We start from the raw sequence: 16813 nt of genomic DNA, 5'->3' as shown, positions 1-16813 counted from the left end.
CGCCGGGATGCCTCCCGGCTGGCCCCTCGACGGTGTGCCGGGACGACGAAGCCGCCCGGGATCCCCCGAGGGTCCCGGACGGCTCTGTCGTTGCCGACGCGGACGGTGCCTCGCCGCGAACCGGCCCCATCCCCATGGGTCGGTGCGCGACCTCACCACCACGTCACCCGGGACGTCCACGCAGACGGTGTCCCGGCACCCCCAAGGGGGACGGATGATCAGCTCACGCGGTACAGCCACCGCGTGGGCGCGCCGTCACCGGCGTGACGGAAGGGGTCGAGCTCGGCGTCCCACGCGGTGCCGAGTGCGCGGTCGAGTTCCTCGCGCAGCGCGGGGCCGTCGGCGGAACGGAGGACCGCACGCAGCCGGTCCTCGTTGACGACGGCGTCGCCGTTGGCGGCGAGCCACGTGTGGTGGATGCCGAGGCTCGGCGTGTGACACCAGCGGGAGCCGTCGCAGCCCGGGCTGGCGTCCTCGGTGACCTCGAAACGCACGCTCTCCCATGCGCGCATGACACTGGCCAGGCGCGCACCGGTGCCCGCCTCACCACCCCAGGCGAACTGGGCACGCATGAGGGAACGACCGAGCCGCTGGGGCTGCCAGTCCAGACGGATGGGCTGACCCAGCACGGTATCCAGTGCCCACCCGATATGGGGGCACAAGGCCACCGGGGTGGAGTGAACGAACACCATCCCAGTGGTCATCAACGTCGACGGCGCGACAGACATCCGGACCTCCTGCGTGTGAGGGACGTCTTCCCCAACGACCTCGATGCAGGACACGGACGGACCGAACCGTGACGGGACCCGAAGGCCCGATGAAACTCGATATATGGCGACGCGGGCGAAGACCCACGAACGCGTCTGTGACACATCGGAGAAATATGAATTCCGGCGATGTCGTTTCATTGTGCCCCAGCGACACCCCCACCACCAACCCCCTGCCGGGTCAAGATCCGGTAAGGCGAGAAAGAGAACGCCAGGTCGGCCGTACGGGCGCTCCTGAACGTCTGACCAGGTCGGATGACCTGATGCATCCCATTCGTGCTCTTTCTGCTGGACACCCGATCAAGACGTGCGATTCACTGTCCACCGACGGGCAGACGCGGACGAAGCCGCGACCGCGGGGGGAGGCGGAAGCGCCCGAAGAACCGGGGAGGACACACCCATGAACAAGAACACCACGACGCCGGCGCCCGGCATGCAGAGCGCGATGGCGATCCTCACGGCCCGGCTTCAGAGCATGGACGGTGGCTGCACGGTCAACGAGTACGTCGACGTCCTCCGTGACGAGATGGACGAGCAGGATCCGCTCATCCTCACCTCGGCGATGGCGAGCCTCGCCTCGGCGCTCCTCGCGATCGCCTCCGGCGGCACGAAGATCCCGCCGTACGAGCTGCTCTCGACGATCGGCCTCACGCTCGCCGACGCCTGACGGCGCAGCTCGAACGGAACCTGTCGAGCGGCCCCGCGAAGGCCGCACCGGGCGACGACGCGCGGGCCTCCGGGCCGGACAGGGCGACGCCCCCACACGACGAACGACCCGGCCCCTGGAGGGGCCGGGTCGTCGTGGCATCCGGAGGGCGGGAACGGGGTCAGCGGAAGGGGCAGGTGCCCGAGCCGCGGTAGAACGACACGTGGACGTGGTCCCAGTGGTTCGCCGTCTCACTGCCGCGGTCCTTCATCGGGCGGTAGCCGTTCATGCCGGGCTGCCAGTAGCCCTGCTGCCAGATGACGTACTTGACGTTGAGCTCACCCGCGTGGGCGCGGACCCACTCGGCGACCTCGGTGCCGGCGTCACCGCGCACCATGATGTCGAGGGCGCGGCCGCTGTGATGGTCGCTCCTGCCCTCGCCCGGGCGGTAGCCACCGATGTCCGTGAGGCCGAACTGCGCGGCGATCCGGGAACGCACGGCCGACGGCCAGTTGCGCAGCCCCCGGCTTCCGGGGGTGTCGATGAGGCGGCACTCGAACGCCGACTGCGGGTGGTTCGCCACCGTCTCGGCGAGTCGGACCGACGGCGGGACCCAGGAGGAACGGGCGGACGCGGGGGGTGCGGTCAGGCCGGCGGTCGTCACGAGGAGGGCAGCACTGGCTGCGGTCACGGCGACGGAGCGGGCGAGACCGTTCAGGGGAAAACGGCTCATGGTCATCGAGGGTGACCGAGGCCCGACCGGGCGAGGTCGCTTCCCGGGGGTTCTTGACGGGGGCCTGACGAAGAAATGGTCCTCCGCCGACGGGTACCGGGGCCGAAGCAGAAGGACGGACGCCCGGATGCCGGGAGGGGCCTGCCGGTGGCGTGGCGTCCCCTCGGGGGACGTGTCGAGGGTCGGGAAGACGAGGCCGGGCGGCGTCGGCCGGCCGGGCCCATGTCGCCGTCGCGGGCGTCGGGAAGGGTCGCGTCCTTCCAGGCTCCGCATGGTGCTCGCCATCGCCCGGTCCGTGGGTGACCGAGGTGTCCTCCCCACCCTCGGTGGGGCGGCGTCGTTGTCCACAGGGTCAGGGCGGGGCCCGATCGGGAACGGCGGCTCTCCCTAGCGTGGGAGATCCCAGCCACTCCCGGAGGACTCCATGAGCATGAGCACCCGCTACTCCGTCTCCGACGGCGCGGTCGCGAGACACGCCGCCAACCTCGACGCCACCCACCGGTCGATGAACGTCGCCCTGCAGAAGTTCGGCACCTCCCTCGCCGGGCTGCCCGCCGTGTGGAAGGGTGCCTCGTTCGCGTCCTTCCGCGAGGTCCAGGCGCACTGGCAGAGCGCAGGCACCGAGCTCAACCGCGCCCTCGACGACATCCGCACCCGGGTCGCCACGTCCGCGGCGGTCTACGACACGGGCGAGACCGACCAGGCGCAGGCGTTGCGCCAGGTCGGCCAGTCCGTCGACTGGTCCGCCGGCTCGTTCCGAGGCTGAGGGAGACCGCCATGATCGTCAGTTACGACTCCGCCGCCGCAGGCGAGGCCGAGGCCGGCCTTCGCGCCACCGCCGCCCAGCTCGAGCAGACGCTGCAGGAGCTGTCGTCCTATGTCGCCGGGGCCTGCGCGGGCTGGGAGGGCGACGAGAAGCTCCTCTACCAGGACATCCAGCGCCGCTGGGACAACGCGGCGCGGGAGATCCACGAGATCCTCACCCGCATCACCCAGGCGCTCAACACGAACACGCAGGCCGTGGACCGCATGCGCCAGCAGGTGCGGTCGATGCTCGCCGGGTGAGCGATCCCCGATGACCATCTCCCCGCGTCCGGCGTCCGGCCTCGTGCCGGGCGCCGGACACGCGTCTCGTGGCGGATCCGACGCCCGAGCCGTCCTCGGACCGGCGTCGTCCGCGCGGCGGACGGGTACGGCCGTGCCGGGGCCCCTTCCTGTCGCCCATGCCGACGGGGTCGACGACCCCGCTGCGGGCGCCTCCGACCGGTCGACGGTGGTCGCGTCCACCGCGGATGCCCCGGCCGACCTCGCGAGTCCGGTGCTCGACGACCACGACGTCGTCGATGAGCACCGCATCCGGCGTACCCGCCTCGGCAACGCCCTCCGTCGCGGCACGACCGCCCCCCGGCCCGGACCGACGTGGCGCACCGCCGCCGTCGGCGTCGTCCTCGCCGCGCTCGCCCTCGGCGGCACGGCCGTCGGTTCCGCGGTCCACCGGCACCTCCCCGGCGCGCGTCCCGCGACCTCGGGCGTCTCGGAGACCCAGGGTTCCCCCGACTCCTCGGCCCGTTCGGGGCCCGCCCCGCAGGAGGGCGCCGGTCGACCGGTGCCCGGGCCCGTCCCTCCGGCGTTGGGGGGTCCCTCGCACGGCGCCGGGTCGACCGCCCCCTCCCCGGGCGAGACCGGTGCCCGCCCCTACGGGTCGTGGATCGCACCGGGAGCGGCCGCCCCACCCGCTCAGAACGGCGAGGCGGACCAGACCACGCGGTAGAGGTCGTACACGCCGAGGACGAGGAGCGGGACGGCGAGCACCGCGGCCTTCCCCACGACGTCCGCGGCCTGCCGCAACCGGCTCACCGTCACGGGGTGGAGCCCGGCACCCGCACCCGCCCCGCCGATCCCGACGAGCACGGCGAGTGCCGTGACGGCGGCGGGGATCGCTCTCGGGGAGGCCTCCCCCATCCCCCACATCGCGACGGCGACGGCCGCGAGTCCGCCACCGAGCACGAGCGGCGTGACGTGCCGCGGCCGCATCATCGACCTCGCCCCGGTGCCCACGACGAGCGCGAGGGCGAGCGCGGTGCACAGACCCCAGCGTCCCGTCGCCGCCAGCGGGGCGGCGAGGAGCACCGCCGCCGTCGAGGCCGGCCAGAGCAGCGCCGCAAGATCGTCCGACGCCCGCGCGACCGCAGCGGTCACACCGGCCTCACCGACGTACTCGCCGCGGGCGACGCGGTCGTCGAGGCGGCCGAGGCCGGAGGTGGTGAGCGAGATCCGGGTCGCCGTCGTCACGAGCAGAGCGGCGGCGAGGGCTGCGGGAGCGAGGCCCCCCGGGCGGGGCAGGACGGCGTCCCCGAGCGCGGCGGTCCCGGCGAGCGCGCCCGTGGCGGTCGCGGCGAGAAGCCACGGTCGCAGACGGGGTTCGGTCGGCAGGAGGAGGACCCCACAGAGCACGAGCGCACCGCAGGCGGCGACGAGCGCCCAGGTGGGGCCGGTCCCCGAGGCCGCGAGCGCTCCGGCCGCCCCCATGACCCCGACGACGGGCACGGCGACGACGCCGGTCTCGGGCCGGAGACGCCCCCACAGTGCCGTCGCGAGCGCGATGAGGAGGCCGGCGACGGCCACCGCGCGCACGTCGCGGCCGTTGGCCCACGCCACGCCACCGGCGACGACCGGGACGAGGACGGCGATCGTCGCCGCGAGTCGCGGGCCGAGGGGCTCTCCCCGAGGCGTGAGGAGGGCGGCGGAGTGCTCGGCGACGTCGTCGACGGGAGGAGCCGTGTCCGCAGCGCCCCGTGGAGCGAGGGTGAGGACCTCCCCGTCGGCCGGGCCCCGCCCCCGGCCGAGCGACTCCTGCAGGGTCGCGTCGAGGGGGATCGGCCCGGCGGTGGGGTGGAGGAGGACCCATCCGTCGACGTCACCGCCACCGACGGGTGTGCGGGAGGCGGCGCGCGCGACGCGCACGACCTCGGCGCCGACGGCGTCGTCGGCGACCGCGACGTCGACGCGGTCGTCGGGGAGGAGGACGGTGAGCCGGACGACCCGGCGGATCGAGGCAGTCATCTCGTGTTCGCCGCTTTCGTGGGAGGGGACGCGAGCGTATCCCCAGGCCTTCTCCGCGTGGTGCCCACGACGGACGACCCGGCGTCGAGGCTGGGGACGACATCACGACCCGACCCGAAGGAGGCGGTGTGTCCCTCGCTCCCGCGTCCCATCGCGCGACGCCCGCACCGCTCCCCCGCACCCGCGTCCTCGATCGCCCGCCCCCGCCGGCGGACGCCACCCCCGCGGGGGGCCTCATGCAGGTGCTCCTGCCCGCACTCGGCGGCGTCGGGATGGTGCTCTTCATGATCGCGGGCGGCAACGTCCTCCTGCTCGTCGCCGGCATGGTCATGCTCGTCGTCACCGTCGGTGGCGCCGTGGGGATGTACGTCTCGACGCGCTCGGGGAGTCGACGTCGGTTCACGTTCGCGCGCGAGAAGTACCTGCGTCACCTCGACGACGTGCGGGCCGACCTCCGCGAGGAGGCGCGGGCCCAGCGGCGCCACGACGACGACGCCCACCCGGATCCCGTCGCCCTCCTCGCTCGGGTCGTCGCGGGTGAGGTCCGCGCCCGACGACTGCGGGACGCCGACGCGTGGGCCCTCCGCGTGGGCGTCGGAGCCGCACCGCATCCGGTCCGTGTCGTCGTCCCCGAGGCCGAGACGGATCCGGTCACGGCTCGGGCGATGGCCTCCCTCGCGCGGGCGCACCGGGTCCTCCCCGGCGCGCCGATCCTCCTGCGTCCCGAGGACGGCGACGTCGCCCTCCGGGGTGGGATCGACGACGTGCGGGCCGTGGCCCGGTCCGCCCTCCTCCAGGCCGCGGCGGCCGCACGCCCCGAACGGCTGCGGATCACGGTCGTCGCCCCCGACCCGGCCGACCATGCGTGGTGTCGGTGGCTGCCCCACCTCCTCGGCCCCGACGGCCGGGTACGGCTCCACGGGATCCCCGGGGATGAGCGGCACGCCGGAGGCGACTCCCCGGACGTCGGACCGTGGGACACGGGGGCAGGTGACGACGCCATCCTCCATCTCGTCGTCGTCGAGCACGACGCGGACAGGCCCGCCGTCCTCGTGCCGTCACGGCCGCCCTTCGGCGCCGACGCGGTGCCGGGGCGCTGGGTCCTCCACCTCGTGCCCGGGACGACGGCGGCCCACGACATCGACCGAGGCGACCCGGTGCCCACCGAGGTGCTCGTCGAGTCCGGGGCCTCGCGCCTCGTCCTCCTCCACGACGGGATCGTCCACCGCGAGGGCGTCCCCGACGCCGTGGGGGCAGGACTCGCCGAAACGCTCGCTCGGGCGATCGCCGCCCGTTCCCGCCTCGGGGCCCCCGACGACGACGGCCCGGTGGGGCCGCTCCCCCCGGCGCGCGTCCTCGGCGTCGACGACGTCGACCGGTTCGACCCCCAGGTCGCCTGGACGGCACCCCACGCCGAACGCGACCTCCTCACCGTCGTCGTGGGACGCGACGAGCGGGGCACCGAGCTGCGCCTCGACCTCAAGGAGTCGGGCCATGGCGGCTCGGGACCCCACGGTGTGCTCGTCGGGGCCACGGGGTCGGGCAAGTCGGAACTGCTCCGCAGCATGGTCCTCGGTCTCGCCGGCACCCATCACCCCGACGACCTCACCTTCGTCCTCGTCGACTACAAGGGCGGCGCGACGTTCTCGGGCCTCGAGGCCCTCCCCCACGTCGCCGGCGTCGTCACCAACCTCGGCGACGACCTCGGCCTCGTCGACCGCATGCACACCGCCCTCCTCGGCGAGATCCGGCGGCGCCAGCAGGTCCTCCACGACGCGGGCCGCCTCACCGACGTGTACGCCTACCGCGCGGCCCGTGCCGCCGGTCGCGCCGAGTGCCGCGAGCCGCTCCCCCACCTCGTCGTCGTCATCGACGAGTTCGCCGAGCTCCTCACGGCCGTCCCCGACATCCACGACCTCTTCACGACGATCGGCCGCATCGGCCGCTCCATCGGCGTCCACCAGCTCCTCGCCTCGCAACGCCTCGACGACGGGCGCCTCCGCGGCCTCGAGGCGTTCCTCTCCTACCGCATCGCGTTGCGCACGTTCACCGTCGAGGAGTCCCGCGCCGTCATCGGATCGACCGCGGCGGCGGGCCTCCCATCGGCACCCGGCGGCGGCTACCTGCGCACCGACACGACAGTGCGGTTCGAGGCCGCCTACGTCTCGGCACCCCAGGCCGGGGCCCGGCGGGCCGCGGCCCCCGTGGAGGTCGTCGACTGGCTCCCCCACACCTCCACGTCGGCGTCCGCGTCCGAGCCGACGAGCCGGACGGGATCGACGTCGGGGTGCGCCGCGGCGCCACCGGAGCACGAGGCATCCGGCACCGTCACCGTCCTCGACGCGGCGGTCGCGCGGATGACCGACGCCGCGCCGCGCACGCGCCCCGTCTGGTTGCCGCCCCTGCCCGATCTCCTCGGCGTCGACGAGCTCCTGAGCCGCCACCCCGCGCCCGGCCCGTTCGTCGCACGCGTGGGTCTGCTCGACCTCCCCTCCCAGCAGACCGTCGTGCCGTTCGACCTCGACCTCCGCCACGGCGCCTGTCACGTCGCCGTGCTCGGCGGACCCGACAGTGGGCGTTCCACGGCCCTGCGCACCCTCGCCTACGCGGTCGCGCGGCACCACACGGCCGCGGAGTTCGTCGTCCACGGCATCGATCTCGACGGCGACGCCCTCCGGCCGCTCGAGGTGCTCCCCCATGCCGGATCGATCGCGGGTCGGCGCGACGAGGAGCTGCTGCGGCGGATCCTCCGGGAGACGCTCCGCGAGATCGACCGCCGTTCCCCGCGCGCGCCGGGCACCCCGGAGGTCCTCCTCCTCGTCGACGGGTACGGCACCCTCCGGTCGCGCGAGGACCTCCACGAGCAGGTGCTCGCGATCCTCACGCGGGGCGCCGATGTCGGCGTCCACGTCGCGATGACGGCCTCCCGCTGGCACGACCTCCGACCCCCGGTCCAGACCTCCGTCCACGCCAGACTCGAGCTGCGTCTCAACGACCCCCTCGATTCCGCCGTCGACCGTCGTCTCGCCGAACACCTCCCCGCGGAGACCCCGGGGCGCGCCCTCGTCGCGGCGGGGCGCATCGCCCACCTCGCCGTCGTCGGCCTCGGGGACGCCGAACGCGAGCGCTACGTCGCCCTCGCCAACGTCTTCCCCCACCGGGCGCGGCCCGTGCCGATGCTGCCGACCGACCTCCGTCTCGGCGAACTGCTCGCCCGGGTCGACACGACGAGAGACCTCGACACGGCGACCCGATGGTGGATCGGCGTCGAGGAGGACGATCTCGCCCCCACCGGCGTCGGCGCCGACGGACCACACCTGCTCGTCCTCGGCGACCGGCGCAGTGGACGCACCTCGCTCCTGCGCACCATCCTGCGCCAGTGCCTCGACGAGGAGGACACCGTCGTCGCCCTCCTCGACCCGCGACGCACGCTCATCGACGACCTCCCCGCCGAGCGGCTCGTCGCCTACGCGAGCACCGGGGTGGAGACGTCGTCCGTCGTCCTGTCCCTCACCGAGGAGCTCCGAGCCCGGTCGACGAGTGCGCCGCAGGCCACATCCCCACGCCACGGTGGCGGGGGCGGACGCCGCACGAGCCGCATCGTCCTCGTCGTCGACGACGCCGAACTCCTCGCCGGGCCGGACCCGCTCGGGCCGCTCGAGCCGTACCTCGCCACGGGGGGCGACCTCGGTTTCACCCTCGTCGTCGCCCGCCATTCGGGCGGTGCGGCGCGGGCGCTCTACGACCCGGTCCTCGGCCGCATCAAGGAACTCGGCTGCCCCGGCCTCCTCCTCTCCGGCGATCCGGAGGAGGGTCCGCCGTGGCCCGGCGCCCCGATGCGTCCCCTCCCGCCGGGTCGCGCGGTTCTCGCCCGCCGGGGACAGGCCCCCACCCTCTGCCACCTCGCCCGACCGTGACCTCAGGAGCTCCCGTGCCCCCCTCCCTCGTCCGCTCCCACGCCGACGGGCCCGTGCGTCCCTTCGGTCGCGACGCCGCCCGTCCGGGCACCCCACCCGTCGGCGTCCCGCCCCGGGGAGGCGGCCGGCACCGCGCTCGCACGCGTCCCGGGGCGTCGGTGGTCGACCACGTCGGCCTGCCGTGGCTCGTCGGTCTCGGTGTCGTCCTCCTCCTCGTCGTCACCCTGTCCGTGTGGACGCTCCTCGCCGGGCGGGTCGACACGATCCGCGACGTCGCCCGCTATCCCGGCACCGCCCCCGCCGAGTGGGGCCCGGCAGCGACATGGGCCTCCCCGCCGCTCCTCCCCGACGTCGACCCGGTCGTCGTCGGTGGCGATGCCGTCGCACTCGTCTCCTCCGACCGCACCCTCCTGCTCGTCTCCGCAGCCGACGGCACGGTGCGCTGGCGGGCCGCCCTCCCCGAGGGGGACGTCCACGGCGAACCCGCCCTCACCCGCATCGACGGCACCGACGTCCTCGCCCTCCACGTCGGTGGCCGACTCAGGTGGTGGGAGACCGCGGACGGCACCCACCACGAGACGGGGATCCCCGAGGGCTCGATCGTCTCCACCCTCGGCGAGGTCCCTCTCGTCGCGACGGGCTCACAGGTGACACCGATGACCACGCGGCACGCGCGCCCCGTCTCCGTCCCGCCCGGGATGGTTGCCCTCGCCGCCCACGAGGACGGCCAGATCACCCTCGCCGGACCGACGGGATGGGCCCACCTCGGCCCCGACGGCGCCACCCGATCCCACGGGGGCTGGGAGAACGCGTCGAGCCCGGCACCGACCGTCCTCGGCTACACCGGCGGATTCGTCCTCCTCGTGCGCCCCGACGCCGGCGGCGGCCCGGCCACCGTCGAGGCACACGCCGACCGCACGACGGACGTCCGCCACGTCTTCGGCGGGCCCGTCGTCCTCCCGCCCGACGGCCGCGTGACATGGAGTGCCTCCCCCTCCGGCAGTTGGGGAGTGCTCGGCCGGGCACTCGTCGACCTGCGCACCGGTCGCGTCGACGACCTCGGCGGATGGTCGACGAGCACCGTCACGGCCGACCGCGCATACGGCCACATCGAGGGGCAGACCGTCGTCGTCGGCCCGTCGATCCCCCGCGGCGTCCTCGCCTCCGGCGAGGCGATCCCCGTGGCGCTCACGACGGCCGGAGCGCTCGTCCGCGGGCCGGCACCCCACACCGACACCTCTGCCGGCACCGACCCCCGGCGCCGCGACGACACCGTCTACCTCCTCCCCGCCCGAAGGACCGCCTCATGACCCGCCTCGCCCGCCCTACCCGCCTCTTCCTCGTCACGTCCTCGTGCGTCGTGCTCACCGGGGCCCCCGCCGTCGTCTCGGCGGCCGCCCCCACCTTCGCACCGGAGACGCCCACCGTGCAGGTCGTCCTGCCCGTCGTCGACGGCGGCATCACCGTCGTCGTCGCCCCCGGCACGGCCACGCCACCCGGCGCCGGTCCGAGCGGGACGACGGGCGCGCCGGCCCCTCCTGGGACCTCGTCGGTCGTCCCTCCCGTGGCCCCTTCCGCCGCCACTCCGTCGAGGTGCACCGAGACCCCACCGCCCGCCGGTGGATCGACGCCGGCCCCGACCGCCACGCCCACCGTCACCGCTCCGTCGACGACGGCGCCGACCGCCCCCGTCGCCGCCGGTGAGGCGTCCGAGGGCACCTCGGACGACGAGAGGGCAGTCTCCGGGCCGTCGTCCCCGACCACGGGCTCGCCGACGACGACCTCACCGACGACGGGCTCCGTGCGCACGTGTCCGCCCCTACCGACCGCCCGCCCCACCTACGAGGGTGGGAGCACCACGCCGCCCCCGACGGATCCCGCCCCCGACTCCTCCTCCGGGCCCGGCGCGACGACCGTTCCCACGCCCGGCGGGTCGTCGGCACCCCTGGGAGAGGCCACCGACGCGGGGCCCTCCGCCGCCCCGGGTGCCCCGAGCGCATCACGCCGAACCGCCCCGGGCTCGCAGGAGTCCTCGGCCACGGGCGGATTCCGCTTCGGGGTGTTCGGACACAGCGCCGATCGCGTCGGTCGGTTCCAGGAGAAGGTGGGGCGTCCCGTCGAGGTGCTCGGCGTGTTCCCGGCCCGCGGGTCGTGGAAGACGATCATGGACACGTGGTGGCTCGACACCGCCCCGCCCGGATTCCAGGGCACGCTCGACGTCGGCGTCCCCCTGTGGCAGGACGACGGCGATCTCGCCACCGCCGCCGCGGGCGGATACGACGCGCAATGGGAGGAACTCGGCCGCACGATCGAGGCGAAGTACCCGGGTTCGAGCGTCCGCATCGGGTGGGAGTTCAACCTCGGCGGGTGGATGCACCACGCGACCGACGAGAACGTCGAGCAGTGGACGGAGGCGTTCCGTCGGGCGTCGGCCGCGCTCAAGAAGGGCGGACCGAGTCTGCTCGTCACGTGGAACCCCAACAAGGGCAAGGGCGATTCCCTCGCCGACGCCTCGAAGGCGTGGCCCGGTGACGGAGCCGTCGACATCATCGCCCTCGATGCCTACGACTGGTGGCCGGCGTACAGCGAATCCACCTGGCCCGAGCACCGGGACGGCGACCAAGGGTGGAAGTACTGGGTCGACTTCGCCCGCTCCCACGGCAAGAAGTTCGCCGTGCCCGAGTGGGGCGTCGCGCCCGGCAACGACCACGGCGGCGGCGACAACCCGTACTACATCGGCGTCGTCATGGACTTCCTCGCCGCGGAGCATGCGAAGGACGGGATCGTCCACTCGATCGTCTACTTCGACGAGCCCGAGAGCTACATCGCGAACTCCATCGGCGACGGGCAGGTGCCGCTCGCGGGCGAGGCCCTCGCCGGTCGACTCGCCGCGCTCGGTGGTACTACGGGTGAGGGCGCACGCTCCGGTGCGGCATCCGGGGGCGGCTCGGGCACGGCAGGGTCCTCGGGTACGAGTGGGGCGGGCGCCTCGCCCGCCCCGTCGACCGGGGCCACCTCCTCCCCGACGGTCCGGGACGGACGTTCCGACGCCGCCGGTTCCCCCACCCGCCGCCAGGACGGGACGGGTGGGGGCGCAGGCGGGAGCACGACCGACGAACGGGGCCGCCGTGAGAACGGGGACGGGGGCGGCGGCGATCGTGCCACCGGCGAGCACCGCGGCTCCGGCGACGGTGAGGCGGCGCGCCCGCCCGGCGGGGCGACCTCCGGTGGGGGATCCGGGTGGTCCTCCGGTGACAGGCACGGTCCGGTGCCCCGATGAGCGTCTCCCTCACCGCGATCGTCGCGTGGTCGGTCGTTGCGGTCCCCGCGGCGTCCCCCTCCGTTCCCGCGCCTCCGCCGCCAGGTGCCGTCGCTGCTCAGAGGGCCGTGACATCGACCGACGAACGCCACGAGGTTCTCTCTACCCCCGCCGGATCGGCCGGCGAGGAGGCACGGGTGCGGGCACTCGTTCCCGTCGACGTCGGGCGACGCCCCGTCTCGGTGTCGGTCTCTCCCGGCGTCCCGGGGTTCGTCCCGCCCCCACCCGCCGACGCCGCGGGCGTCCGGAACGCCGAGACGTCCTCCGTTCGCGGTGACGTCCCGGACGGACCGGTCGCCTCGAGCGGGTCGGTGGGAGTGACGACGGGCGAAGTGACGACACCGACCTCGACGCCGTCGTCGGCAGACAGCGGCGATGCCACGTCTCGGCCGTGGCGACGCCCGGCCGAGACACACCCGCGTCCCGCACCTCCGAGGACGCCTGCCGGGGAGCGTCCCTCGACGACTGCGGCACCGTCTGCGTCGCCCGGAGCGACCTCCACGCACCGGCCAGGGCACGGGGTCACCGGCGACACCGGCCACAGGGGCGGCGCGCCGACCGGAACGCGGGGTGCGTCGACCTCGCCCGCCTCGGGCTCGGGAACGGCCGCGGGCACGACCGCGGGCACGACCACGGGCACGACCACGGGCACGACCACGGACACGGGTGGTGTTCTCCACCAGTCGAACTCGGTCCCCACGTCCCCCACACGGACATCGCCCGCATCGACCTCACCCACGACGCCCTCGGGGCCGACGTCGCCCGGCGGGACGACGTCGGCCCCGGCGACGGCAGCGCCCCCGCCCACGGGGTCGGGCACGACCGAGGGTTGGACGCCACCGGTGGTCCCGGGCACGGGGTCCACCGGTGGTGTCTCCGACGCTCCAGCGACGCGTCGGCGGCCCGGTGCGATGCACGCCCCGCACCCCTCGCAGGCCCCGCAGGCCCCGCAGGCCCCGCAGGCCCCGCAGGCCCCGCAGGCCCCGCAGGCCCCGCAGGCCCCGACGACAGTGGCCCCGTCGACGGCCACGCCCCGACCCCCGACACCGCCGACCACGACGCCCGCCGGCCCCGGCGTCCCGACGTCGACGACCGCCCCCGGCCCGCAGGGCACCGAGCCGGGTTCCGGGACGTCGGCGACGTTCCCGCCCCCGGTGGCGACACCCTCGTCGGCCTACCCCGGACGCCGCGGAACGGATCCCCTCACGGCGGGCACGGGTCGGGGCAGCGCGCCGACCTCCCCCTCGGCACCCACCTCGTCGTCCTCGGGGGCCGCGTTGCCCGGTCGTAGCCGCCCGACTCCGGCGCCGCCCGGCTCCGCCTCACCGCCGGTGGAGGTGACGGGCCCCGTCGTCGACCGGCGTCCTCCCCGCGAGTCGGCGGCGTCTGCGGTGCGGTCGTTCGCTCGCCGCGACCGCTCCTCGGGACCGACGTGGGCGTCGGGTGTCCGCATCGAGGCGGCGGACCTTCCCCGCGCCGCCGTACAGCTCGTGCGGCCGCGCGACGTCGTCGAGGTGGCATTGCCGGGCGACCGGTGGGACGAGTTGTCGTCCTCGAACCGCGCGTTCGACCTCGTGCGTGGCCGGCGGGTCGTGTGGTCCGTCCCGCTCGACGTGCAGCGCACGCCGCTGGAGGAGATCGCGTCGGGGAGACACGACGACGCGTGGACGGCGTTGGGGCAGCTGGCCGCCCGGGACGGCGGACAGTCCGTCGTCCGCATCGTCCTGCCGGCCGGCCAGGAGGCCGAACGGTGTGCGGCGGCCTTCCGACGCGCCGCGGTGGCGGTGCGGCGCACGCCGGGGGTGGCGGTCGAGTGGGCCGTCCGCGAGGGCGCGTCCCCCGAGGTGGTGGCGGCCGCGTGGCCGGGTGACGACGTCGTCGACGTCGTCGGGGTGCCGTTGTCGCGGAAGCCGTCGTGGGCGGCGCAGGTGGCGGGGCCGGGAGGGCTTGCCGACTGGTCGACGTGGGCGCGGGCGCACCGGCGCCGGTTGGCGCTGCACTGGGAGCTCGACGAGGCGGTCGACGCGGAGCGGGTCGAACGGGTCGCGGACTGGCTCGATGTCTCGGCCCGCACGTCGGTCCTCGCCTACGACAGCGTGGCGCCCACGTCGGAGACGCGCTCGGACGCGCTCGCGACGTACCGCGAACTCTGGTGAGGCGGACGTCCGTTCGTCTCATCCGACTCGACAACGTGCGTGTGAATCGTCAGAGATGCGGGTGTGCTGTCGAATGGGGAGGGGTGAACGTCACCGAACACCAGATCGCGTACGGCACCGGGACCCTCACCGTGCGCGACTACGGAGGGCAGGGACCTGCCGTCATCCTCGTCCATGCGGCGGGGTTCTGTGCGCTCGCCTGGGACCAGGTCGGGGAGGCGCTCGGAGGTCATGTCCGGGCGGTCGCGCTGGATCTTCCCGGTCACGGCGGGTCGACGGCGCCGATGCGTCGCGCGTCTGACGCGTGGAAGGCGATCATCGCCGTCACGGAGGTGCTCGAGCTGACGAAGCCGCTCCTCGTGGGGATCAGCCAGGGGTCCCACGCGTGTCTCGCGGCGACGATCGAGGAGCCGGACACGTTCGCGGGCGTCGTCACCTTCGGTGGGGCCTGCGTGCGGTCGGAGGAGAACGCCGAGGACGAGATCGCGTTCTACACGTCGCCGCAGTTCACAGAACTGCTGCGGCAGCGGTTCTTCTTCGGATCGCGAGGGCGGACGCGCAAGGAGGCGCACGCACTCGCCGACCACATCGCCGTGCGCCTCGCGAAGGATTGGCGGGTCATCGGGTTCAAGGGCCTGCGTGAGGAGATCATGTACTCGATCCGTTCCCACCCGGAGGGTGGGTGGGTGAATCTTCCTCTGCCGCAGACGATCCTCGCGATGATCTCGTTCGAGGAGGGCGACCGCTTCTATCCGGCGGAGAAGCTCTTCGACCGGGTGCGGGTGCCGGTCGTCATCGTGCAGCTCGGAGACGGCCTGGACCGGGAGCACGCCAACCGGGAGCGGGACCTCGCGCTGGAGAACGACCTCGTCACGGTGCGTGGCCTGGATGCGGGTGACTACCCGCACTACACCCGCCACCACGAGGTCGCCTCGATCATCCTCGAGACCTGCGGCGTCACCTCCCGCCCCGCCGTCGCGAGCTGACGGGCGCCTCCCACCGTCGGAGCGCTCGCGCCCGCGCCTGGGCGGTTGCGGCATCGGCGGGACATCCGAAAGCGGGCGACACGGCTGGTCGCGGTCCCAGGAGAGGACAGCGGGGCTCAGTCGGGTCTCGGGGAGGACGACCCGCACTCGGGGGCCGGGACGCGGGACGAACGCGTGTCATGCCGCCCGCTGCGGGCGACGCGTCATATCAGGGTCCTGCCGCGCGATCGTCGGAGGCCGGTGGGCCCGGTGGGGCTTGAACCCACGACCGACGGATTATGAGTCCGCTGCTCTGACCGGCTGAGCTACAGGCCCCGGATATGGTGAACGGCCCCGAGCACAAGGTCGGGGCCGTTCGCGTTGCTCCCCCGGTTGGACTCGAACCAACAACCCTCCGGTTAACAGCCGAATGCTCTGCCAGTTGAGCTACAGGGGAATGGCGCTCGAACAATGTAGCAAAGAACCCCGCTCAGCGCGAAACCGACGTGTCGGCAGCCCTTCCACCGCGGTTGCGCGGCCGCCGGGCACCCCGCATCCGGGTCGCCGTCGCATGCGGGGCGTCCTCACAGCCCGGCCTGCTCCTCGAGGTCGGCGAGGGCCCGTTCGCCGACGAGGTGCGCCATCGCGTCGTCGCGGCGAATGCGGCGTTCGTAGAGGAGCTGCGGCACGAGCTCCCCCGTGCGTAGGTCCTTGCGGATCGCCGCCCGACCGATTGTGCGCCCCTCGTCGACGACGGGCGTGTCGATGACCCGGCTCGCCTCGACCCGGTCACGGAACACCTCCGGAAACTTCCGTTCCTCCGGGCCGAACATCCACTGCGTGCCCCGTGAGCCGTCCACCCACGTCACCGACACGCTGCCCGTCGTGCTCTCCCAACTGCCCGCGTCGACATCGAGCCACCGACGCCGCCGCACCTCGGTGCCGTCGGGCGCGAGGACGACGAGCTCCTGCACCGTGCCGACGACGATCGACCCCGTCGTCACATCCACGGCCGCCGCCATCACCCGGTCACCCGGCGCGCGACGCATCCGCCGCGCCGCCGCGTCCGCAGGGCCCTCCTCGGTTCGCCTCCAGAACGCCACCCGTCCACCTTCCCTGCCGACTCGTCCGTGCCTACCCGTGCCTACCCGTGCCTGCCGTGCCTGCCCGTGCTCGCCCCGCGCGCCCCCGGGCCTCGACCTCTCGCGACCGTGGCCGTACGCGACCGCGCCTCGACGACGCTGCGG

13 protein-coding genes and 2 tRNA genes are annotated in these 16813 nt (G+C 74.3%); 9 read left to right on the top strand and 6 right to left on the bottom strand.

The annotated features are described in order from the left end of the window. Nucleotides 1-218: 218 nt before the first annotated feature. Nucleotides 219-728 (bottom strand): DUF3145 domain-containing protein, encoded by a 510-nt coding sequence (locus MOPEL_RS04665; protein WP_009481704.1) that lies wholly within the window; start codon nucleotides 726-728, stop codon nucleotides 219-221. 439 nt (nucleotides 729-1167) lie between these two features. Between MOPEL_RS04665 and MOPEL_RS04660 the strand changes: the two genes are divergently transcribed. Then, entirely contained in the window at nucleotides 1168-1434 is a 267-nt protein-coding gene (locus MOPEL_RS04660) for a hypothetical protein (RefSeq protein ID WP_009481703.1), read from the top strand. A 160-nt stretch (nucleotides 1435-1594) separates the two neighbouring features. Here MOPEL_RS04660 and MOPEL_RS18375 read toward each other — a convergent pair whose 3' ends face one another. Beyond that, entirely contained in the window at nucleotides 1595-2146 is a 552-nt protein-coding gene (locus tag MOPEL_RS18375; RefSeq protein WP_051992209.1) for a VldE C-terminal domain-containing protein, read from the bottom strand. A 424-nt stretch (nucleotides 2147-2570) separates the two neighbouring features. Between MOPEL_RS18375 and MOPEL_RS04650 the strand changes: the two genes are divergently transcribed. Genes MOPEL_RS04650 through MOPEL_RS04640 form a run of 3 tightly spaced genes read left to right on the top strand, consistent with a single transcriptional unit; the run spans nucleotide 2571 to nucleotide 3917 of the window. Next, a complete protein-coding gene (locus MOPEL_RS04650; protein ID WP_009481701.1) occupies nucleotides 2571-2912 on the top strand; it encodes a WXG100 family type VII secretion target in 342 nt (113 codons plus the stop codon). An 11-nt stretch (nucleotides 2913-2923) separates the two neighbouring features. Further along, nucleotides 2924-3211, top strand: a complete 288-nt coding sequence (locus MOPEL_RS04645) for a WXG100 family type VII secretion target (protein WP_009481700.1) — start codon at nucleotides 2924-2926, stop codon at nucleotides 3209-3211. A 10-nt stretch (nucleotides 3212-3221) separates the two neighbouring features. After that, nucleotides 3222-3917, top strand: coding sequence for a hypothetical protein (locus MOPEL_RS04640; protein WP_040632911.1), 696 nt, complete (start codon nucleotides 3222-3224; stop codon nucleotides 3915-3917). On the opposite strand, the gene MOPEL_RS04635 is transcribed toward MOPEL_RS04640, so the two are convergent. Then, on the bottom strand, nucleotides 3884-5209 hold the full coding sequence (locus MOPEL_RS04635) for a hypothetical protein (protein ID WP_009481698.1): 1326 nt from the start codon (nucleotides 5207-5209) through the stop codon (nucleotides 3884-3886). The genes MOPEL_RS04640 and MOPEL_RS04635 overlap by 34 nt on opposite strands. Nucleotides 5210-5337: 128 nt before the next feature. On the opposite strand from MOPEL_RS04635, the gene MOPEL_RS04630 reads away from it, so the two are divergent. From MOPEL_RS04630 to MOPEL_RS04600, 5 genes are all read left to right on the top strand, one after another. Continuing rightward, nucleotides 5338-9126, top strand: coding sequence for a type VII secretion protein EccC (locus MOPEL_RS04630; protein ID WP_009481697.1), 3789 nt, complete (start codon nucleotides 5338-5340; stop codon nucleotides 9124-9126). 14 nt (nucleotides 9127-9140) lie between these two features. Next, nucleotides 9141-10436 carry a hypothetical protein gene (locus MOPEL_RS04625; RefSeq protein WP_009481696.1) on the top strand — a complete coding sequence of 432 codons (1296 nt, stop codon included), beginning with the start codon at nucleotides 9141-9143 and terminating at the stop codon, nucleotides 10434-10436. After that, nucleotides 10433-12406: a glycoside hydrolase family 26 protein gene (locus tag MOPEL_RS15725; protein WP_009481695.1), complete on the top strand. Its 1974-nt coding sequence runs from the start codon at nucleotides 10433-10435 to the stop codon at nucleotides 12404-12406. The genes MOPEL_RS04625 and MOPEL_RS15725 overlap by 4 nt, the downstream gene beginning before the upstream one ends. Nucleotides 12407-13782: 1376 nt before the next feature. After that, nucleotides 13783-14601 carry a hypothetical protein gene (locus MOPEL_RS17565; protein WP_040632907.1) on the top strand — a complete coding sequence of 273 codons (819 nt, stop codon included), beginning with the start codon at nucleotides 13783-13785 and terminating at the stop codon, nucleotides 14599-14601. Nucleotides 14602-14684: 83 nt separating this feature from the next. Then, on the top strand, nucleotides 14685-15587 hold the full coding sequence (locus MOPEL_RS04600) for an alpha/beta hydrolase (protein ID WP_009481692.1): 903 nt from the start codon (nucleotides 14685-14687) through the stop codon (nucleotides 15585-15587). A 241-nt stretch (nucleotides 15588-15828) separates the two neighbouring features. On the opposite strand, the gene MOPEL_RS04595 is transcribed toward MOPEL_RS04600, so the two are convergent. The 3 genes from MOPEL_RS04595 to MOPEL_RS04585 all read right to left on the bottom strand — a co-directional run bounded on the left by MOPEL_RS04595 (nucleotide 15829) and on the right by MOPEL_RS04585 (nucleotide 16669). Beyond that, nucleotides 15829-15902: transfer RNA gene (locus tag MOPEL_RS04595), tRNA-Ile, on the bottom strand. 48 nt (nucleotides 15903-15950) lie between these two features. Continuing rightward, a tRNA-Asn gene (locus MOPEL_RS04590) sits at nucleotides 15951-16023 on the bottom strand. Nucleotides 16024-16150: 127 nt separating this feature from the next. Continuing rightward, the gene (locus tag MOPEL_RS04585) at nucleotides 16151-16669 is read right to left on the bottom strand and encodes a hypothetical protein (protein WP_009481691.1); all 519 of its coding nucleotides are present in this window, start codon (nucleotides 16667-16669) and stop codon (nucleotides 16151-16153) included. Nucleotides 16670-16813 lie beyond the last annotated feature (144 nt).

Origin of the sequence: Mobilicoccus pelagius NBRC 104925 (assembly GCF_000247995.1) — a bacterium.
Taxonomy (GTDB): domain Bacteria; phylum Actinomycetota; class Actinomycetes; order Actinomycetales; family Dermatophilaceae; genus Mobilicoccus; species Mobilicoccus pelagius.
This window is presented reverse-complemented; position numbering and strand designations above follow the sequence as displayed.